This window comes from uncultured Thiodictyon sp., from assembly GCF_903828115.1.
Classification (GTDB): Bacteria; Pseudomonadota; Gammaproteobacteria; order Chromatiales; family Chromatiaceae; genus Thiodictyon.
The window spans coordinates 1-20,659 of record NZ_CAIKKU010000859.1 but is presented as its reverse complement, the minus strand read 5'-3'; the positions used below and the strand labels follow the sequence as shown (position 1 = coordinate 20,659).

Genomic DNA, 20,659 nt, shown 5'->3' with positions numbered 1-20,659 from the left:
GAGGGGGAGGGAGAGGAGGAGCGCGCTCCCGGCGCGACTTTCACGGTAAAGCGTCGGCCTCCGGTTGAGTCCTGCGGGCACGACGTTCTGCGGGAATCGCCTTAACCCCACCCCAGCGCTTGGCCGCACCCCCCGCATCCGTTACCCTGCCCGGATGCGTCTTGAAAAGATCAAACAGGTCGGCTCGAATTCTGCCAATCTTCGCAGAGGCTCGCGTCGTCGCGGGGGGAGTCTCGCGGTGGTTTCAGCTCGTAGCCCTCATTTTTCGGGAGTCACCATGCTCGACTACAGAACCATCCAGTCAGCCGTCGACCGCCTCGTCGCCGCGGCCTCGTCCCCCGTGCGGGTGATCGTCTTCGGCTCCTATGGCCGCGGTACCGCGGACCAGGGGTCTGACCTGGACCTGATGGTGATCGAGCGGGAAGTACCGGACAAGGGAGCGGAATATATGCGCCTGATGGATGCCCTGGGACCTGTAGCGTCGGGGGTCGGTGTGGACCTTTTGATCTATCCCCTAAGCGAGTTCGAGCGTCGCAGTCAGGTGCCCGGCACGGTCCTGTTTCGCGCCCGGCAGGAAGGGCGGGTCCTGCATGATTCCCTGCACTGAGGAGGCGCAACGCCTGCTGCGACTCGCGGAGCGCGATTGCAGGAGCTTCTCCATCCTCGCCAACCACCCCGACGCGGACGCGGGGGCCGCCTGCTTTCATGCGCAGCAATCCGTGGAGAAGTCGCTCAAGGCGGTTTTGACGCTGCATCAGGTGGATTTTCCTCGCACGCACAATCTCGAGGCGCTGGGCCGTTTAGTCGTCGATCTTGGCATTGCCACGCCCCTGACACTCCGGGATCTGCGCAGGCTGAACCCCTATGCGGTCGATTTTCGCTATGACGATCAGCTGATCCAACTCATCAGCCTCCCTGAGGCGGACGCCATGGTCCTGCTGGTTTTGGACTGGGCGAAAGCACTGGTGTCGCTTGCTCCCGTGGGGGCCAGCGGCGAGTCGCCCGCCAACTGACCCCAACGAATCCTTCACCCTCAGGCGCCCCTGACCAAGCGCTAACCCCACCCCAACACTTGGCCCCACCCCCCGCATCCGTTACCCTGCCCGGATGCGTCTTGAAAAGATCAAACTTGCCGGCTTCAAGTCCTTCGTGGACCCGACTACCGCCCATTTTCCCAGCAATCTGGTGGGGGTGGTGGGGCCGAACGGCTGCGGTAAGTCCAACGTGATCGACGCGGTGCGCTGGGTCATGGGCGAGTCCTCGGCCAAGATGCTGCGCGGCGAGTCGATGGCGGACGTCATCTTCAACGGCAGTACGGGCAGGAAGCCCGTGGGTCTGGCGAGCATCGAGCTGGTGTTCGACAACGCCGACGGGCGTGCCGGGGGTGAGTTCGCCGCCTTCAACCAGATCGCGGTCAAGCGCCAGGTCTCCCGGGACGGCCAGTCGGCCTATTTCTTGAACGGCAGCCGCTGTCGGCGGCGCGACATCCAGGACCTGTTCCTGGGCACCGGCCTGGGCCCCCGCTCCTACGCCATCATCGAACAGGGGATGATCTCGCGCATCATCGAGGCGCGCCCGGAGGACCTGCGGCTCTTTCTGGAGGAGGCGGCCGGTATCTCCAAGTACAAGGAGCGTCGGCGCGAGACCGAGACCCGGATGCGCAACACCCGGGAGAACCTGGAGCGCCTGACGGACCTGCGCGACGAGGTGGCCAAGCAGCTCCAGCACCTGGAGCGCCAGGCCGACACCGCCGCGCGCTACACCGAGTACCGGGCCGAGGAGCGGCGCCTGGACCAGGACATCAAGGCCATGCGCTGGCGCGCCCTGGACCGGGAACTCGACGACCAGGACCGGCGTCTGGGCACCCTGGAGACCGACCAGGCGGCGGGTCTGGCCCGCCAGCGTCGCATCGAGGCGGACATCGAGGAGCGCCGCACCGCCTACAGCGAGGCGTCCGACCACTTCAACCAGGTCCAGGGCCGTTTCTACGCCGTGGGCTCGGAGATTGCGCGGGCCGAGCAGGCGATCCAGTTCGCCAACGAGTCGCGCGGTCGGCGCGAGGCGGAGCTGTTCCGGCTCGATCAGGAACTCACCGATGCCGGGCAGCACCTGGAGCGCGACCTGGCCCGGCTCGCCGAGATCGAGGCCGACCTGGCCCGGGACGGACCCCAGTTGGCCGCCGCCCAGACCGGGCTCACCGAGACCGCCGCCGCGGTCGCGCTCGCCGAGGACCAGCAGTCTCACTGGGAGGCACAGTGGGACCGCTTCAACCAGGAGGCGGCCGGCCCCGGCCAGCAGTCCCAGGTGGAGCGCGCCCGCATCACCGCCCTGGAGCAGCGCCTGGGGCGCGACCGGGAGCGGCTGCGGCGCCTGGAGGAGGAGGCCGGTCGGCTGGACCTGGCGGGGGCGCAGGCGCGCGTCGAGGACCTGAGCGAGCGTGCCGAGGGGTTGGCCGAGCAGTGCGAGGCCCTGGAGACCCGCCAAGCGGCCGTCGCCGCGGACCTGGCCGGGCGGGAGGCCGCCGCGCGCTCCCTGAGCGCCGACCTGGACCTGGTGCGTACCGGGCTGCAACAGGCCAAGGGGCGGCGCGCCTCCCTCCAGGCGCTGCAGCAGGACGCGCTGACCGATCGCGACAAGACACTTACCGCCTGGCTGGCGGCCAACGGCCTGGCCCAGGCGCCGCGCCTGGCGGATCGGCTCCAGGTGGGTGCGGGCTGGGAGTCGGCGGTGGAGACGGTGCTCGGGTCCGCGCTCAAGGCCGTGCCGGTGCCGGACCTGCGGCCCCTGGCGGCGTTGGGGCTGACCCCCGGCTTGGTCCTGATCGACACCGCCGTCCCCGTGGCCCCGGGCGGCGACCGCCCGGGGACCCAACTCGCTGGCCTGTGCCAATCCCCCTGGCCGCTCGAGGCCCTGCTCGGTGCGGTGCAGACGGCCGCCGACCTGACCGAGGCCCTGGACCGTCGTGCCGATCTGGCGCCCGGCGAGCGGCTGATCACCCGTGACGGCACCCAGGTCGGCACCAACTGGCTGCGCACCCCGACCAAGGGGTCCACCGACGGGGTGCTGGCCCGGGCCGAGGCGCTCAAGGCCCTGGAGCTGGAGCTCGAGTCCCTGACCGGGCGGGAGCAGGCACTCGCCGCCCAAGACCAGGCGCTGCGCAGCGCCCGCGCCGAGGCCGAGCAGGCGCGCACCGCGAGCGCTCAGGCCCTGGCCACGCTCAACCGGGAGTTGGCGGGTGTACGCGCCGAGCTGACCGGGAGCCGCGCCCGCGCCGGCCACCTGCTGGAGCGCCAGGAGGCCCTGGCCGCGGAGAACGCGGACCTGACCAGCCAGTGCGAGGACGCCATCGCCGACATGGAGGAGGCGCGCGAGCGGCTCCACGAACTGCTGGAGGAGGTCGAGCGCCTGGCCGAGCAACGCGAGCAGCTCGCCCGTGAGCGCGAGACCCTGCGCGCCGCGCTCACCCAGGCGCGCGCCGCCGAGCGCGCCGCCCGCGACCGCGCCCAGGGCCTGCGGGTCGGGGTCGAGGCCAATCGCGCCGCGCGGGAGGCGACGCTGCGCAGCCAGTCCCGCGCCCAGGACCAGCAGGCGCAACTGCGCGGGCGGCGCGACGAACTGGAGGCGGCCATCGAGGAGTCGGTCGAGCCGCTGGTCGAGCAGCGCGAGCGGCTGGACGAGCAACTCGCCCGCCGGGTGGAGGTGGAGGCTGAACTGGCCGCCGCCCGCGAGCGTCTGGAGTCCCTGGACCAGGAGGTCCGCGCCCTGGAACAGGAGCGCCACCGGGTCGAGCAGGCGGCCCAACTGCTCCAGCGGGACCTGGATGAGCTGCGCCTGGAGCGCCAGGAGCGCCTGGTGCGCCGCCGCACCCTGGAGGAGCAGCTCGCCGAGGTCGAGACCAACCCCGAGGCCGCCCTGCGCGATCTGGACCCGGCCGCGGACGAGGCGACCTGGCAGGAGCGCCTGACCAAGCTCGGTGCGCGCATCCAACGCCTGGGCGCCATCAACCTGGCCGCCATCGACGAATACCAGGAGCAGTCCGAGCGCAAGCGTTATCTCGACGAGCAGCACGCCGACATCGCCCGTGCCCTGGACACGCTCGAAGGGGCCATCCGCAAGATCGACCGCGAGACCCGCACCCGCTTCAAGGACACCTACGACCAGGTCAACACCGGTTTCCAGGTCCTGTTCCCGCGCCTCTTCGGCGGCGGCCAGGCCTACCTGGAACTGACCGGCGAGGACCTGCTGGAGACCGGCGTCACCGTCATGGCGCGCCCCCCCGGCAAGCGCAATTCCAGCATCCACCTGCTCTCGGGCGGGGAGAAGGCACTCACCGCCGTCGCGCTCGTCTTCGCCATCTTCCAATTGAACCCCGCCCCCTTCTGCATGTTGGACGAGGTCGACGCGCCCTTGGACGACGCCAACGTCGGGCGCTTCTGCGAGCTGGTCCGTTCACTGTCCGAGCAGGTGCAGTTCATCTTCATCAGCCACAACAAGGTGACCATGGAGATCGCCGACCACCTGCTGGGTGTCACCATGCACGAACCGGGCGTCTCGCGCCTGGTGTCGGTGGACGTGGCGGAGGCGGCGCGGATGGGGGCGGTGGGCTGAGTCCGCCGCGATCTCGTGACGCCGCTCCAGCGGTGGGTCTCGTGACACCGCTCCAGCGGTGTCACGCCGGTGTCAGGCGCTGTGCGCCGGGAGCCCGAGGCGTCCGACCGCGCTCGCGCGGGCCGCACAGCGGCCAACACCTGGGTGACACCGCAGGAGCGGTGTCACCAGCGCGATTCCTACACTGAATCCGGCTCGGGCATACTGTGTCATCGGCCGATCAGACCCCGAAGGCGGACATCCATGGTCAACACCGTCATCCACCCTACGCACCATGCATTTGCCTCACACACCAATGTTACCCAGGACCCGCACATGAGCCCCGTCAGCTTCCAGCAACTCGCCAATTTCATCTGGTCGGTGGCGGACCTGCTGCGCGGCCCCTATCGCCCACCTCAGTATGAGCGGGTGATGCTGCCGCTCACCGTACTGCGGCGCTTCGATGCCGTGCTGGCCCCGACCAAAAAGGCCGTGCTCAAGCGTTACGAAGAACTCCGGGCCAAGAATATCCTCAATATCGACGCGGTCCTCAATAACCTGGCCAAGGACGATGAGGGCAGGGCCCTGGGCTTTCACAACCATAGCCAACTCGACTTCGTGAAACTCAAGGGCGACCCCGACAACGTCGGTCGCCATCTGATCGATTACATGAACGGCTTCTCCACGAACATCCGTAACATTTTCGACCGCTTCGAGTTTGAAAAGGAGATCGAAAAGCTCGAAGAGGCCAATCGTCTCTACCAGGTCGTCGCCCAGTTCGCCGAGATCGATCTGCACCCCGCCCGGGTGGACAACATTACCATGGGCCTGGTGTTCGAGGACCTGATCCGCCGCTTCAACGAGGCCGCCAATGAGACGGCCGGTGACCACTTCACCCCGCGCGAGGTCATCCGGCTCATGGTCAACCTGCTGCTGGAGCCCGATACCGCGGTGCTGACGCAGGCGGGCATCATCGTCACCATCTGCGATCCGGCCTGCGGCACCGGCGGCATGTTGGCCGAGGCGCAGAACTGGATCCGCGCCCATAACGAACAGGGCATCGTCAAGGTCTTCGGCCAGGACTACAATCCGCGTTCCTATGCCGTGGCGGCCTCCGACCTGCTGATCAAGGGCCACCAGGACAGCCGTGTCGAATTGGGCAACACGCTCATCGACGACCCCTTCCCCGGTACCCGCTTCGACTATCTGCTGGCCAATCCGCCCTTCGGGGTGGACTGGAAGGCCGAGAAGAAGGTCATCGAGCGCCGCCCCGACTTCCGCGGCTACGCCGGCAAGCTGCCGCGCATCAACGACGGCGCCCTGCTCTTTCTGCTCTATATGATGAGCAAGTTCCAGGACCATGTGCCCGGCAGCCGTGACCAGCCCGGCTCGCGCACCGCCATCGTCTTCAACGGCTCCCCGCTCTTTACCGGCGGGGCCGGCAGCGGCGAGAGTGAGATCCGCCGCTGGATCATCGAGCGCGACCAGTTGGAGGCCATCGTCGCGCTCCCCGAGCAGATGTTCTACAACACCGGCATCGGTACATTCATCTGGATCGTTACCAACCGCAAGGCTCCGCATCGCAAGGGCAAGATCCAGCTCATCGACGCCCGCGAACGCTGGACCCCGATGAAGCGCAGCCTGGGCAACAAGCGGCGCTATCTCGATCAGGCGGCGATCGATGCCCTGACCCGGGAGCATGGGGACTGTGCCGGGGAGGTCAGGCAGTGGGTCAGGCTGGATAAGGACGGCAAGCCATTGGAGTTCGCCGAGGGGCCGCCGGCCGAATCGGCTCCGGAGGGGCAGCGTTGGGACGCGCGAGTGACGAGCCGGGTCTTCGACAACGCCGACTTCGGCTATCGTCGAATCACCGTCCTCCGGCCGCTGCGCCTGCGCTTCCAGCTAGGATCAGAGGCCAGGGAGCGCTTCCTCAACACTTGCCCTGAGCTGTTCGATGCCCTGGATCTCGTGGAGGATGCCGTGGGTCTTGAGGCCTATCTCGACTGGAACCTGGCCTGGGAGATGGTGCAAAAGACCTTCAAGGCCCTGCCAGATAACGTGGAAGGTTGGACCTCAGGCGCCAAGGGTACCGCCGAAAAGAAAATCTTTCGTGAGTGCTTCACCATGGTGGACCCAGAGGCCGCGCCGGTGGTCGCCAAACACCATTAAGGCCGCACCGCTGGACCGCGAGGCCCTGTTTCCCGACCAGACCCTACCGGATATCCTTGATTCGGTAGCGCTATATGCCTTGCTTGGCCTGTACGCCAACGGCAAGGGCAAGCAGATCGAATACGAGCCCGATCCGGCGCTGAAGGATTCGGAGAATATCCCGCTCACAGAAGACATCGTGAGCTATTTCGTGCGCGAGGTGCGGCCTTATGTGGTCGACGCCTGGATCGACCGCGAGAGCTTGGATGAGCAGGATGGTGGGATAGGGAAGCTGGGGTATGAGATCAACTTCAATCGGGTGTTCTTCCAGTATCAGGAGCCGCGCCCGCTGAACAGCATTGACGCCGAACTGGCTGAGGTCGAACAAAGAATCATGGCTTTGCTGCGGGAGGTAACGGAGTGAAACCCTCCGCTGTTCGCCTAAAATTTATCTGTCGCCTTGGGTACGGCGACCCACTGCCGAAAGATGATGACACTGCGGGCGATATTCCGGCGTTTGGGTCAAATGGGCAATACGCAACTACAAGCGAGCGAAACACAGGTGTTCCGGCAATTGTGGTCGGAAGAAAGGGATCATATGGAAAGGTGAACTGGGCGCCGACCGGTTGCTTTGCTTCAGATACAACGTTCTTTGTTGACAACCGACTAACCGCCTCAAGCCTGCGTTGGTTGTATTGGGCTTTGCAGACATTGAAGCTGGATCAAGGTTCACAAGAAGCCGCTGTCCCCGGACTCAATAGGGATGCCGTATATGAGCAGCGTGTTCTCTGGCCCACTATTCATGGGCAGAAAGCAATCGCTGATTACCTTGACCTCGAAATTGCGCGCATCGACAGCCTGATTGCCGAAAAAGAACACATGCTCGCGCTACTGGAGGAAAAACGCGTTGCGCTTATCAGTCGATTCGTTACTCGCGGCATAAATCACGATGCATCGATAAAGCCATCAGGCCAGGAATGGCTGGGGGCGATTCCGGAGCACTGGCCGGTCAAGCGGGCCAAGAATCTCTTTAGCGTACGCGATGAGCGCTCCGACGATGGCTCTGAGGAACTACTGACTGTTTCACACCTCACCGGGGTTACGCCGCGCTCAGAAAAGGATGTGTATATGTTCCAGGCCGATGACAAGGCGGGCTACAAGCGCTGCTTGCCGGGTGACCTCGCCATCAATACCTTATGGGCCTGGATGGGTGCGATGGGCGTCAGTCCGCTGGAAGGTATCGTGAGTCCTGATTATCATGTTTATACATCGAAGGGTCAGTTGCTGCCTGAGTATATCGACCTCCTTTGCCGGTCGCGTCCCTTCGTGGCCGAAGTGAGTCGCTGGTCGAAAGGCGTCTGGTCTTCACGACTGCGTCTTTATCCGGAGAATTTCTTCGAGATGCGCCTGCCCGTACCGCCGCATGAGGAGCAGCGCGCGATCGTGCAAGCCATTGAAATTGACCAACGTAAGGCAAGCAAGCTCCGTGACGCCTTGCACCAATCCATTACCTTGGCCAAAGAGCGCCGCGCCGCGCTCATCACCGCCGCCGTCACCGGCAAAATCCCGCTTGAGGTCATACAGCCATGAGCTCGTCGGTCGCCGGTTCCGCTCCGGCGTCGCCCGCAGAAGTTCGAGTCGTCGCGCGCCGAAAGAGCCCGTTTATACAGGCATCCATTCCTGTGCTGCGCTGGGCGGCAGACCGCGCGCGCTTGGATGAAATGTCACTGGCAAGGCGGTTTCGCAAATGGCCATTGTGGCTTAGTGGCCGGGCGCAGCCGACCTTGAGGCAACTGGAGACCTTCGCCCGGCTCTCCCATACCCCGTTCGGTTTTTTCTTCCTGCCCGAACCGCCGCGGGTGGAACTGCCGGTGCCGGATTTCCGCACCCTGCGCGATGCACCCGTGCGCGAGCCGAGCGCGGATCTGCTGGAAACGCTGTACCTCTGTCAGCAGCGCCAGGACTGGTTTCATGAATACGCGCAGATCCACGGCCTGCCGCGGGTGACACTGGTCGGTCAGGCCGATCTGGCGGATGCGCTGGAATCGGTTGCCACGACCCTGCGCCAGACACTCGGTCTCACGGACGCCCACCGTCAGCAGCTTTCGAGTTGGAGTGAGGGGTTGCGACAACTCAAGGCAGCGGCGGAGGATGCCGGTGTACTGGTGATGACCAGTTCCATCGTCGGGACCAATAGCCACCGCAAGCTCGATGTCGGAGAGTTTCGCGGCTTTGTGCTGGCCGATGACCTGGCGCCCTTGGTGTTCCTGAATGCGGCTGACAGCAAGGCGGCGCAGATGTTTACCCTCGCCCACGAACTGGCGCATCTGGCCTTGGGGCAAAGCGGCGTGTCGAATGTGGAAGCGGGGCGCATGCCCGAGCGCTCCAACGAGCGTTGGTGCAACCGTATGGCGGCGGAATTATTGATGCCGCTGGCCGAGGTGCGGCGGGTTGCGCTACCGGATGCGCCGGTGCCGGACGAAATCCAGCGCCTCGCGCGGGTATTCAAGGTCAGCACCCTGGTAGCGTTGCGGCGATTGTTCGATGCGCAGTTCATCGACGAGGCCGCACTGTGGCAGCACTACCGCGCTGAGGTCGAGCGGCTGCGCGCCTTGGACCGCAGCGGGGGGGGCGGGGATTTCTACCGCACCCTGGCCGCGCGCACCGGCAAACGCTTTGCGCGGGCGCTGATTGGCAGCACGCTGGAGGGCCAGACGCTGTTTCAGGACGCCTTTCGGCTGCTCGGCGTGCGCAAGACCGAGACCTTCTATCACGCGGCGCGGGAGTTGGGGGTGATGGTGTGAGTTACCTGCTGGACGCGAACGTATTCATCCAGGCCAAGAATTTGCATTATGGCCTCGACTTCTGTCCCGCGTTCTGGGACTGGCTGCTGGCCGGCAATGCAGCCGCGAAGGTTTCCAGCATCGACAAGGTGGCCGACGAGTTAGCGGCTGGTGCCGATGAGTTGACCGATTGGATGAATCAACGTGGTCTTGGACTCTTTCGCCAGACCGATGCCCTGGTCGCGGCCCAATTCAGCCATGTCAGCACTTGGGTGATGCAGCAGAATTACGAGCCTGCCGCGATCAACACCTTTCTGCAGGTGGCAGACTTCTATCTGATCGCCCATGCCCTCGCGGGTGGTCACACGGTAGTGACTCACGAGGTGCCTGCAAATTCAGCCAAACGCATCAAGATTCCCAACGTGTGCATTGGCTTGAATGTTCGCTGCATCAATCCTTATGAGATGTTGCGCCGGGAGCGCGCTAGGTTCGTGCTGGGGGGAACAGCATGAAGTCAACCGGGGAAGCAGCCTTCGAGACTGCCATCGAAGCAGTCCTGCTGGGCAATGGGTATATCCGGATCGATGGCAAGAGCTTCGACCGGGAGCGGGCGCTTTTCCCCGCTGAGGTACTGGCCTTCATCCAGAACACCCAAGCCAAGGTATGGGACAAACTGGCGGCCCTGCACGGCGATCAGACCGGCGAGCGGGTGCTGGAGGCTCTGTGCAAATGGCTGGATACGCACGGAACGCTCGCGACCCTGCGTCACGGCTTCAAGTGCTTCGGCAAGACGCTGCGGGTGGCCTTCTTCCGCCCGGCGCACGGACTGAACCCGGAGCTGGAGGCGCGCTATCAGGCCAATCGCCTGGGGCTCACCCGCCAACTGCATTTCAGCCCAAAGAATGAGCAGTCGCTGGATTGTGTGCTGTCGGTCAACGGCATTCCGGTGGTGGACCTGGAGTTGAAGAACCCCTTGAGCGGTCAGACCGCGGCCGATGCGATCCACCAGTACCGCCACGACCGCGACCCGCGCGAGCCGATCTTTCTATTCAGCAAGCGGGTCCTGGTCCACTTCGTGGTGGACACCGAAGAAGTCCATATGACGACCCGCCTGGCCGGGTCGGCGACCTGCTTTCTGCCGTTCAATCGGGGGGCGGACGGTGGCGCTGGTAACCCCGTGGACCCGGCAGGCCGCAACTATAAGACCGCCTATCTGTGGGAAGAGGTCCTGCAGCGTGACAGTCTGCTCGATTTGCTGGCGCGGTTCCTGCATTTGGACGTACAGGAGAAGGCGGCAGGGGACGGCAGGAAGGAGCGCCGGGAGAGCCTGATCTTTCCGCGCTATCACCAGTTGCAGGCGGTACGCCAACTGGTGGCGGCCGTGGTCAGCGAGGGCGTGGGTCACAACTATCTGGTGGAGAACTCGGCCGGGAGCGGCAAGAGCAATACGATCGCCTGGTTGGCGCACCGGCTGTCCAGCCTGCACAATGAACGCGACGAACGGCTCTTCGACAGCGTGGTCGTCATCACCGATCGCGTGGTGCTCGACCGTCAGTTGCAGAATACGATCTATCAATTCGATCACCGTCAGGGCGTGGTGCTCAAGATCGACGAGGATTCGCGGCAGTTGGCCGCGGCGCTGGGGGCCGGCGTTCCGATCATCATCACCACCTTGCAGAAGTTTCCGTTCGTCGCGGGGCAGTTGACAAAACTGAGCGAGGAGCGGGGCGAGGGCGGCGCCAGTTGGCTGCCGACCCGGACCTATGCGGTGATCATCGACGAGGCGCATAGCTCGCAGTCGGGCGAGACGGCGACCGAAGTCAAAGGCGTGTTGGGCGGTGCAGCGTTGCGCCGCAAGGCGCAGGAAATGGCCAGGGAGGAAGGGGCGCCGGAGATGGAGTTGTTGTTTCGGGCGATGGCCAAGCGCTCACAGCAGCAGAACATCAGCTTTTTCGCGTTCACCGCGACGCCCAAGCACAAGACGCTGGCCATCTTTGGCCGCGACGGCGAACCCTTTCACCGCTATACGATGCGTCAAGCCATCGAGGAGGGTTTCATCGCCGACGTGCTCAAGAACTATGTCACCTACAAGACCTACTATAAGTTGCTCAAGGCCGCGGCGGATGATCCCGCGGTCGAGCGCAAGAAGGCGGTCAAGGCGTTGGCCCGCTTCATGCGTCTGCACCCGCACAACATCGGTCAGAAGACCGAGGTCATGGTCGAGCATTTCCAGCACTTCACGCGTCACAAGATCGGCGGATATGGCAAGGCGATGGTGGTGACCGGCTCGCGCCTGGAAGCGGTGCGCTACAAGCAGGCGTTCGACCGCTATATCCTGGAGAAGGGGTATCCGATCAAGAGCCTGGTCGCCTTCTCAGGGAGCGTCGAGGATGACAAGCTCGCGCAGCAGTCCTATACGGAAGTGGCGATGAACGGCGGAATCAAAGAAAAGGAACTGCCGGAGACCTTCGCCCAGGCGGATTTCCGCGTGTTGCTGGTGGCCGAGAAGTACCAGACGGGATTCGACCAGCCCCTGCTGCACACGATGTATGTTGACACGCGCCTGGCCGGTATTCAGGCGGTACAAACCCTGTCCCGTCTGAACCGCACGCACCCGCTCAAGGATGATACCTTCGTCCTGGACTTCGTCAATGATCCGGCCGAGATTGCCGAGGCCTTTCGGCAGTATTACGATGGCGCGGTGATGGGTGAGACGGTCGACCCGGACCGGCTCTATGAGGTCAAGGCGCAACTCGACGCCTCCGGGATTTATCTTCAGACCGAGGTGGAAGCGTTCGCGCTGGTGTTCTTCGCCCCCAAGCGGCGGCAAAGCCCCGGCGATCACAAGGCGATGAATGCCGTCCTGGATCAGGCCGTCGGGCGCTTCAGGCACTTGCAGAACACCGGGGAAGATGAGGCGGAACTGTGGCGCGGCAAGTCACAGGCGTTGCGCAACCTGTACAGCTTTCTCAGTCAGGTCATTCCCTATCAGGACAGCGATCTGGAGAAGCTGTACACCTATCTGCGTTACCTGGCGCTGAAACTACCCAAACGCAAGAGCGGTGCTGCCTATCAGTTCGATGAGGAAGTGGACCTCGACTACTACCGGCTCCAGAAGATCAGTGAGGGCTCCATCAGCCTGAACGAGGGCTATGTCAGGCCGCTCGATGGACCGCGCGAGGTCGGCTCCGGTATGGTGCGTGAGGAGCAGGTTGCCCTCTCACGCCTGATTGACATCATCAACCAGCGCTTCGGGGGCGATCTCAACGAGGCGGATCAACTGTTCTTTGATCAGATCGCGGCGGCCGCCGGCCGTAGCGAGGCGCTGCAACAGGCCGCGCAGATCAACTCGCTGGACAAGTTTCAATTGGTGTTTCGCCAGGTGCTGGAGTCCCTGTTTATCGAACGGATGGACCTGAATGAGGCGCTGTTCACCGAATACATGGGCAAACCGGAGATGCAGGAGCTGGTTTCGCGATGGCTCGGCAGCCAGGTCTATGGACGTCTGGCGTCAGGGAAGTCCCGGCCCGTTCTGGACATGCAAACTTGAGCGGCAAGCAACTCCCGATCGGCATCCAGACCTTGCGCGTGGCCTTGACTTGGCAAACCCGGGCTGCTAGCGTGCCCCGCCTCCCCTGTTCCCACCGCTCGTCACCTTACGAAGGAAGTGCCATGTCAATGCTCCCGCGGGTCCTGCTGTTAGCCCTCCTTGCGGCCCAGGCGGCCGGCGCCGCCGATCCCGCGCCCGCGCCCGTGCCCGCTGTGCCGGCGCCGACCGCGGCCTCGGTCAAGGAATTGATCACCCTCACCGAATCACGCAAGCTCGTCGATGAGGTCCCCGGACAGGTCGAGTCCGCGATGCAGTCCGCCATGCAGGAGGCCTTCGGTAGTGAGGACCTGACGCCGCCGCAACAGAAGATCGTGGATGACATGGGGGCCAAGGCGACCGCGCTCTTCAAGCAGGAGATGGGCTGGGGCGTGCTGGAGCCGCTATTCATCGCGGTCTATACCAAGACCTTCACCCAGCCCGAGATCGACGGCATGATTGCCTTTTATAAATCCGAAGCCGGCCACGCGGTGATTGCCAAGATGCCGCTGGTCATGCAGAACACCATGGAACTGGTGCAGGAGCGCATGATGACGCTGGAGCCCAAGCTGCAACAGTTGCAGCAAGATGCGCTGGAACAGTTGCAGGCGACCGGGAAAGAGGACACTCCGGCGCCCAAGTAGACCTCGGCGCCCCTGCCGCGTTGGCGGGGGGGCGAGCGGAGCCTGCCGACGCAGACCATCAAAGGCGAGTACCCCGGCAGGCGAGGGTTGACACGGTGCCTTGGTCGGGTCGCGCGGGGAGCCCTTTGGAGCGGATCGGAACTGCCGCGAAGGTCGCGGCGACCTCGGGATCGGCAGGACGCGAACCCGCACGCCGTGCGCGTTCCGCGGCGCGGCCCTGGAGGCGGGGTCTAACGCTGCCCGCGGGTCAGCAGCGGGGTGGGCCGGACCGGGGCCGCGGCTTCAGATGGGCATCGCTCTCGCTCTGCCCAGCCTACGGGCTCTCCGATACAGGCTTCCGTCACGCCCGGATTTCTGTATACTTACGCGTTTGCTGCGGGGCCGCCTGCGCACCGTTTTTTTCACGCGCCCACCTTGAACAGGACCCCAACGGGACCTGACCGGGATCTGACGGATTCCGGTCGCTGTTTGGGGGGCCATTCGTCTCTAGCTAGGACAGACCATGGTCACGATCCGTTTGACTCGCGGCGGTGCCAAGAAGCACCCCTTCTACCAGATAGTGGTTACCGATATCCGCTCGCCCCGCGACGGGCGCTACATCGAGCGCATCGGCTTCTTCAACCCCACCGCCAAGGGTGGTGAGGTACCATTGCGGGTCGACCGCGCCCGTGCCGAGCACTGGATCGGCAAGGGTGCCCAGCCCACCGATCGCGTGCGCCAGCTCCTGCGGCAGGCCGCTCGCGAGGCCGCGGCGGCGCTCCCGGCCGCGGCCTGAAGGTCGGGTCCGATCGTCCAAGTCTCTCATCTGCCACGCCACGTCTCCCCGGGGTTGCACTGATCATGCCTGAGGATGCCCCTGACGGGTCAGGGCCGGGCGGGCAACGCCTGGTCCTCGGACACATCGACGGTGTCTACGGGGTCCGCGGTTGGGTCAAGGTCTTCTCCGAGACCGCGCCGCGGGAGGGTATCCTGCGCTATTCGCCCTGGCTGCTCGGCGCCCCGCCGACGCCGCGCCGGGTGGCGGAGGGTCGGGCGCACGGCAAGGGCGTGGTGGTCCGGCTCGAGGGCTGCGACGACCGTGACCAGGCCGCGGCGCTGGTGGGTCAGGAGATCGCGGTCACCCGCGACCGGCTGCCCCCGCCCAAGGCGGACGAGTTCTACTGGATCGACCTGGAGGGGCTGGCGGTCGAGACCCTGGAAGGGGTTGCGCTGGGGCAGGTGAGCCACCTGTTTTCGACCGGTTCCAACGATGTCCTGGTGGTGGTCGGTGAGCGTGAGCGCCTGCTGCCCTTCACCTGGGACGCGGTGGTCCGGGCCGTGGACTTCGAGCGCCGGCTGATCCAGGTAGACTGGGACCCGGACTTCTGACGGGCATGCGCCCGCGGCGGACCCGGGTCAGTGGAGTGCCCCATGCGTTTTGATGTGGTTACCCTGCTGCCGGACCTCTTCCGCATCCTGCTCGATCAGGGGGTGACCGGCCGTGCCCTGACCCGGGGCATCGCCGAATTGCACCTCTGGAACCCGCGGGATTATACCCACGATGTCCACCGCACCGTCGATGACCGCCCCTATGGCGGCGGCCCCGGGATGGTGATGAAGGTGGAGCCGCTGCGCGATGCGATCGGCGCCGCCCGGGCCCAGGCACCGGGGAGCCGGGTCGCCTACCTCTCGCCGCAGGGGCGTCTGCTCGATCAGGCGGCGATGGGTGACTTGGCCCTGGCCGGCGGTTGGATACTGGTCGCGGGCCGCTATGAAGGGATCGATGAGCGGTTGATCGAGCACGAGGTGGACGAGGAGTGGTCCATCGGCGACTACGTATTGAGCGGCGGTGAACTGGCGGCCATGGTAGTCATGGACGCGGTGATCCGCCTGCTGCCGGGGGCCTTGGGCCACGCCCAGTCCGCGGCGCAGGATTCGCACACGGACGGGTTGCTCGATTGCCCCCATTACACCCGCCCGGAGCAGGTGGCGGGGCGGTCGGTGCCGCCGGTCTTGATCGGCGGTGACCACGCGGCGATTGCGCGCTGGCGCCGCCGCGAGGCGCTCGGGCGGACCTGGCTCAAGCGGCCGGAACTATTGGCGCGGCGGGGCCTGGGTCCAGAGGATCAGGCGCTGCTCGATGAATTTATCCAGGCCCGCCGAACTGCCGGGTTGGGGTCAGCACAGGAGCTTAGGAAACCATGAGCAATATCATACAGGCGCTCGATGCCGAGCAGATGAACCGAGAGGTTCCGGATTTCGCCGCCGGCGATACCGTCGTCGTGCAGATCAAAGTAAAGGAGGGCGAGCGCGAGCGTCTCCAGGCCTTCGAGGGCGTGGTCATCGCCAAGCGCAACCGCGGGCTGAACTCCGCCTTCACGGTGCGCAAGATCTCCCATGGCGAGGGGGTCGAGCGGGTGTTCCAGACCTATAGCCCGGTGATCGCCGAGATCCAGGTCAAGCGCCGGGGTGACGTGCGCCGCGCCAAGCTGTATTACCTGCGCGGGCTTACCGGCAAGGCCGCCCGCATCAAGGAAAAGCTCTAGTAGGGTCCGCCAGGGTCCACCGCCCGCGGGTGCGGCGTGGGTTGGATGGGCTGTGAGGGGCGGCGGACCCTTGGTCTGACTGCTTTTCGATCCGGCGCAGGGACTAGGGGTCCGGCGCGGTGCGCTGGTATAACACATGACCGATCGTCCTCAAGGGGGCGGGTGAGGCACGAGTGGCCGCGACCTTTTACTGGCACGACTACGAGACCTGGGGCGTCGACCCGCGGCGGGATCGCCCCTGCCAGTTCGCCGGTCAGCGCACCGACGCGGACCTCAACCCGGTCGGCGAGCCCCTGGTGCTCTACTGCCGGCCCGCCCTGGACCTGCTGCCCCAGCCGGAGGCCTGTCTGGTCACCGGCATCACGCCCCAACTGGCCGATGAAAAGGGTCTGATCGAGGCCGAGTTCACCGCCGCCATCGCGGACGTGCTCAGTGTCCCCGGCACCTGCGGGACCGGCTACAACAGCATCCGTTTCGACGACGAGGTCACCCGCCACCTCTTCTACCGCAACCTGCGCGACCCCTATGCCCGCGAGTGGCAGAACGGCAATTCGCGCTGGGACCTGATCGATACCCTGCGCCTGGCCCAGGCCCTGCGCCCGGAGGGCATCGTCTGGCCGTTGCGCGACGACGGGTCCGTCTCCTTCCGACTGGAAGACCTGACCGCGGCCAACGCCATCCCGCACGCCGGCGCCCACGATGCCCTCATCGACGTGCAGGCGACCATCGCGCTCGCCCGACTCCTGCGCCGCGCCCAGCCCCGGCTCTATGACTATGCCCTGACCCTGCGCGACAAGCGCCAGGTACGCACCATGCTGGAGAAGGGCGAGCCCCTGGTGCACGCCTCCGCCCGCTTCCCGGCCGCCCTGGGGTGCATCGCCCCGGTGGTCGCGGTGGCGGCGCATCCGACCAACGGCAACGGCGTCATCTGTCTGGACCTGCGCGCCGACCCGGACCTGTTGCTGGATCTGTCGGTGGAGGAACTGCGCCGACGGCTCTTCACCCCGAGCGCCCAGTTGCCGGCCGGGGTCGAGCGTATCCCGCTCAAGACGGTCCAGGTCAACCACTCCCCCGTGCTGGCTCCGCTCAAGACCCTGACCGCGGCGGCAGCGGCGCGCTGGTCCATCGACCCGGCCCAGGTCGTGCGCCGGGCGCAGACCGTCAGGGACAAGGCCGCCGCCATCCGCGCGCGCGTCCAGGCGGTGCATCAGCCGGCGCCCGACGGGCCGAACGGCCAGTCGGTGACCGACCCGGACCTGATGCTCTATTCCGGGGGCTTCCTGTCGGATGCCGATCGCCGCACCCTGGAGCGCGTCCGCGCCCTGGCCCCCGCGGACCTGGCCGCGGCCAATCCCCGCTTTGCCGACCCGCGCCTGCCGCGGATGCTCTTTCGCTACCGCGCCCGCAACTGGCCCGAGACCCTGAGTCCAGAGGAGCGCGAGGAGTGGGACGCCTGGCGCCTGACCCGCCTCACCGACCCCCAGGCCGGCGGCAGCATCCAGTTGGACCAGTATGAGGCCCAGCTTGCCGCGCTGACGCAGACCCATGCCGCCGACCCCGCCAAGCGCCAGGTCCTCGATCAGTTGGGCGCCTGGGCCGAGGCGCTGATGGATGCCGGGGATTGAGGATGAGCGACAATCGTTGTCGTTGTCGTTGTCGTTGTCGTAATCGGAGAAGCGATGCACTTTGGGGTGTCAGAGAATCCAGGGCGCTACGATAACCTCGATTACGACAACGACAACGAGCTTGGCGCCTTGGCGCGAGAACTGCCTTCCCTGAGATTACCCGGGCGGCAATGCGTCGCAGTAGTCCTGCACCGCGGCGAGGATCGCCGCCGCGATCCGTTGTTGGTAGGCGCCCTGGGCGAGCAGTGACTCCTCGTCGCGGTTGAGGATCACCCCGGCCTCCAACAGCACCGCCGGCATGGCGGCCCCCTTGAGCACCACCAGGTCGTCGAAGCGATAGAGGCCGAGCCTGGCATCGAGCAAGGGCCGGTGCTCGCCCGCGATCGGTTCGGCATGGTGCAGGGTCGGCGTCAGCCCCCGTGCCGTGAGCGAGCGCCCGAGCAGCTCGGCGAACCGCCGGCTGCGCTCGGCTTGGCGATTCTTGGCGGAAACGAAGAGCGAGAAGCCGCGAAAGCGATCACTGTAGGCTCGGGTGACGCCATCCGGGGTCCACTTCGACAGATAGCGCGGCTGCACCGAGTCATGGTGGATCGACAGTAACAGGTCGGCCCCGCGCCGCGCGGCCTCGTCCGTGCGTGCCGACAGCGACCGGGCAGTGCCGTCGGCGTTGATCACAAAGCGCCGACGGAACCCGCCGGCCGCGAGTGCGTCGGCCGCCGCCGCGGCCAGGTCGCGATTGAACCGAAACTCGGACACGCCGCGCGCGCTGATGGCGCCTGGGCTGCGCAGCGAGTGTCCGACATCGATGGCGACGACGAAGGCGGCCGGGGAACAGGCACGGGCCGGCCCGCCGTGGCACAGGATGAGCAGCAACACCAGGCCGATCAGACGGCTTTTCTCCGACATGTGGGCGTCTCCAGGGTGGACCTCGTCTTCAAGGGCAGACCGTCCCGCGGTCTTCCTCAGCGGCTTGCGGGGTCGTTGGTCCGCGCAGCGGACCCTACGGTGGAACCAGCGCGGCTTGCGGGTTGGCCGCCGCCCGCTCAGAAGCCCTGACCCTCCTTGGTCACGATCATCCGCTCCACGTCTGCCAGCCGCAGCTCGCGCCCGTCCAGGGTGCGGACCACGCGGCCCTGGATGTCGCGCCGGTGCGCCTGGTAGCGCGTGATGGCCCCGGTGTTGGCGTTGACCACGTGGACCTCCACCACCTGATCGCCCAGTGCCCAGCCGCGGTACAGGTACCATCCGCTGCCGAGCAGCATGACCGCCATCACGCCATAGGGGGCCCAGCGGACTGCGCCAGCTGGCAGCAACGCGGGCCGCAGCGCTCCGTCGGCCAGGGACCGACCCTGGCCGCGCAGCCGCTGCCGGATGAAAAAGAAGGCGGCGAGCACCACCACGGCGGTCAGCAGGAATTTCCAGATCATATGGATTGGCTGTCGGTGAGTACGGTAAGCGTGGTTGAACCGCGTGGCCACCGACATAGCAGGTCCGCGGCCGGGTCGACAGGCTAACACGAGCGCACCCCGGCTTCCCGGGTTGCGGGTCCGTACCCCTGCCGTTTACCATCCCGTCCGCCGCCCCAGTGACCCGTTCAGCCGACCCGAGCCCATGCGTCAACCATCCTACCTGTCGGCCCCGCCCCTGCCGCTCCTGTTGGCGCTGCCGCTCCTGGCGGCCCTGGCGGCGGGCTGCGGCTGGTCCGCGCCGCCGACCGTCAATCTGCACCGGGCGGTCCAGGTGGGCGACCTGGACCAGATCAAACGGCACATCGCCGCCGGGACTGACCTGAATCAGCGCGACGGCAACGGCGACCTGCCCCTGCACCTCGCCGCCCGGGCCGGGCAGGTCGCCATCGCGCGTGAATTGGCGGACCATGGGGCCACCCTGACGGCCCGCGACAGCGCCGGCCGCACCCCCCTGGAACTGGCCCTGACCCACGGCAGGACCCAGGTCGCCATCCTGCTGGTGCAACTGGGCGCACCGCTGGAGGCCCAGGCGATGCTGCTCACCCTGGTGCGCGCCGGGGTCTGGGACCGCGACAGTGTCGACTTCCTGCTGCGCCGCGGGGCCGACCTGAACCGGCCCGACGCCCAGGGCCGCACGCCGCTGCACCTGGCGGTCACCCTGGGCCACCTGGAGACCGTCAAACGGCTGATCGCCCGGGGGGCCGACGTCAACCGCCCCGACGGGGCTGGCCGGACGGCGCTCGCGCTGGCCCGCGACCCCAGGCAACCGAACACCGCCGCCATCCAAACGGCATTGCAACAATCCGGCGCCCGCCCCTGAAGGGTGCGACGCCCCAACCCTTGGGAGAGACAGCGATGGCAGAAACAGTGGAGGACCTGACCGTTTCCTACACGGAAGACGGTATCGAGACCAGCAAGGAACTGGACAAGGTGATCCTGTCCAAGGGCAGTTGGACCACCATCATCTTCCGCTATCAGGACTGGGACAAGGCCAAGGAGGTCTATGGCCCGGACAAATTCACCATCCGCCGTTACCAGAAGCGCGCCGGCGAATACCGCCAGCAATCCAAGTTCAACATCTCCAGCCGCGCCCAGGCGGAGGGGCTGATCAAGGCGTTGCAGGGGTGGTTGGGGGAGGGGGGCGGCGATTAAGTAACGAGTCAAGGACAAGCTAAACACAAACACAATCGTTGTCGTTGTCGTTGTCGTTGTCGTAATCGTAATCGGAGAAGCGATGCAATTTGGGGTGCGAGCGAATCCAGGGCGCTACGATAACCTCGACAACGACAACG

At 65.8% G+C, this 20,659-nt stretch carries 19 protein-coding genes; 17 read left to right on the top strand and 2 right to left on the bottom strand.

Annotated elements, in window-relative coordinates; genetic code table 11:
• Positions 1–277: 277 nt before the first annotated feature.
• The 15 genes from QZY48_RS32190 (at position 278) to sbcB (ending at position 17,898) form a co-directional block, all read left to right on the top strand.
• Positions 278–607 carry a nucleotidyltransferase domain-containing protein gene (locus QZY48_RS32190; RefSeq protein ID WP_295438402.1) on the top strand — a complete coding sequence of 110 codons (330 nt, stop codon included), beginning with the start codon at positions 278–280 and terminating at the stop codon, positions 605–607.
• Positions 591–1,013 carry a HEPN domain-containing protein gene (locus QZY48_RS32185; RefSeq protein WP_295438399.1) on the top strand — a complete coding sequence of 141 codons (423 nt, stop codon included), beginning with the start codon at positions 591–593 and terminating at the stop codon, positions 1,011–1,013. The genes QZY48_RS32190 and QZY48_RS32185 overlap by 17 nt, the downstream gene beginning before the upstream one ends.
• 94 nt (positions 1,014–1,107) lie before the next feature.
• The gene (gene smc / locus QZY48_RS32180; RefSeq protein ID WP_295438397.1) at positions 1,108–4,608 is read left to right on the top strand and encodes a chromosome segregation protein SMC; all 3,501 of its coding nucleotides are present in this window, start codon (positions 1,108–1,110) and stop codon (positions 4,606–4,608) included.
• Between the two features lie 315 nt (positions 4,609–4,923).
• Positions 4,924–6,756 (top strand): class I SAM-dependent DNA methyltransferase, encoded by a 1,833-nt coding sequence (locus tag QZY48_RS32175; RefSeq protein ID WP_295438394.1) that lies wholly within the window; start codon positions 4,924–4,926, stop codon positions 6,754–6,756.
• Entirely contained in the window at positions 6,698–7,159 is a 462-nt protein-coding gene (locus QZY48_RS32170; protein WP_295438392.1) for a hypothetical protein, read from the top strand. Before QZY48_RS32175 ends, QZY48_RS32170 begins: the two co-directional genes overlap by 59 nt.
• A complete protein-coding gene (locus QZY48_RS32165) occupies positions 7,156–8,325 on the top strand; it encodes a hypothetical protein (protein WP_295438390.1) in 1,170 nt (389 codons plus the stop codon). The genes QZY48_RS32170 and QZY48_RS32165 overlap by 4 nt, the downstream gene beginning before the upstream one ends.
• Positions 8,326–8,519: 194 nt before the next feature.
• Positions 8,520–9,539, top strand: a complete 1,020-nt coding sequence (locus QZY48_RS32160; RefSeq protein ID WP_295438387.1) for an ImmA/IrrE family metallo-endopeptidase — start codon at positions 8,520–8,522, stop codon at positions 9,537–9,539.
• Positions 9,536–10,030, top strand: coding sequence for a DUF4411 family protein (locus tag QZY48_RS32155; RefSeq protein WP_295438384.1), 495 nt, complete (start codon positions 9,536–9,538; stop codon positions 10,028–10,030). Before QZY48_RS32160 ends, QZY48_RS32155 begins: the two co-directional genes overlap by 4 nt.
• The gene (locus QZY48_RS32150) at positions 10,027–13,068 is read left to right on the top strand and encodes a type I restriction endonuclease (RefSeq protein WP_295438381.1); all 3,042 of its coding nucleotides are present in this window, start codon (positions 10,027–10,029) and stop codon (positions 13,066–13,068) included. Before QZY48_RS32155 ends, QZY48_RS32150 begins: the two co-directional genes overlap by 4 nt.
• 122 nt (positions 13,069–13,190) lie before the next feature.
• Positions 13,191–13,748 carry a DUF2059 domain-containing protein gene (locus tag QZY48_RS32145; protein WP_295438379.1) on the top strand — a complete coding sequence of 186 codons (558 nt, stop codon included), beginning with the start codon at positions 13,191–13,193 and terminating at the stop codon, positions 13,746–13,748.
• A 502-nt stretch (positions 13,749–14,250) separates the two neighbouring features.
• Positions 14,251–14,523: a 30S ribosomal protein S16 gene (gene rpsP, locus QZY48_RS32140; protein ID WP_100921912.1), complete on the top strand. Its 273-nt coding sequence runs from the start codon at positions 14,251–14,253 to the stop codon at positions 14,521–14,523.
• A 65-nt stretch (positions 14,524–14,588) separates the two neighbouring features.
• On the top strand, positions 14,589–15,116 hold the full coding sequence (gene rimM, locus QZY48_RS32135) for a ribosome maturation factor RimM (protein WP_295438377.1): 528 nt from the start codon (positions 14,589–14,591) through the stop codon (positions 15,114–15,116).
• A 42-nt stretch (positions 15,117–15,158) separates the two neighbouring features.
• Positions 15,159–15,932, top strand: a complete 774-nt coding sequence (trmD, locus tag QZY48_RS32130; RefSeq protein WP_295438375.1) for a tRNA (guanosine(37)-N1)-methyltransferase TrmD — start codon at positions 15,159–15,161, stop codon at positions 15,930–15,932.
• Complete coding sequence (gene rplS / locus QZY48_RS32125; RefSeq protein ID WP_100921909.1) at positions 15,929–16,273, top strand: 50S ribosomal protein L19; 345 nt, start codon at positions 15,929–15,931, stop codon at positions 16,271–16,273. The genes trmD and rplS overlap by 4 nt, the downstream gene beginning before the upstream one ends.
• Positions 16,274–16,446: 173 nt before the next feature.
• Positions 16,447–17,898, top strand: coding sequence for an exodeoxyribonuclease I (gene sbcB / locus QZY48_RS32120; protein WP_295438372.1), 1,452 nt, complete (start codon positions 16,447–16,449; stop codon positions 17,896–17,898).
• Positions 17,899–18,054: 156 nt separating this feature from the next.
• Here the strand turns inward: sbcB and QZY48_RS32115 are convergent, their stop codons facing one another.
• Positions 18,055–18,804, bottom strand: coding sequence for an N-acetylmuramoyl-L-alanine amidase (locus QZY48_RS32115; RefSeq protein WP_295438369.1), 750 nt, complete (start codon positions 18,802–18,804; stop codon positions 18,055–18,057).
• Positions 18,805–18,941: 137 nt separating this feature from the next.
• Positions 18,942–19,325, bottom strand: a complete 384-nt coding sequence (locus QZY48_RS32110) for a hypothetical protein (protein ID WP_295438367.1) — start codon at positions 19,323–19,325, stop codon at positions 18,942–18,944.
• Between the two features lie 184 nt (positions 19,326–19,509).
• On the opposite strand from QZY48_RS32110, the gene QZY48_RS32105 reads away from it, so the two are divergent.
• Positions 19,510–20,187, top strand: coding sequence for an ankyrin repeat domain-containing protein (locus QZY48_RS32105; protein WP_295438364.1), 678 nt, complete (start codon positions 19,510–19,512; stop codon positions 20,185–20,187).
• A 35-nt stretch (positions 20,188–20,222) separates the two neighbouring features.
• Positions 20,223–20,519, top strand: a complete 297-nt coding sequence (locus QZY48_RS32100) for a hypothetical protein (RefSeq protein WP_295438363.1) — start codon at positions 20,223–20,225, stop codon at positions 20,517–20,519.
• Positions 20,520–20,659 lie beyond the last annotated feature (140 nt).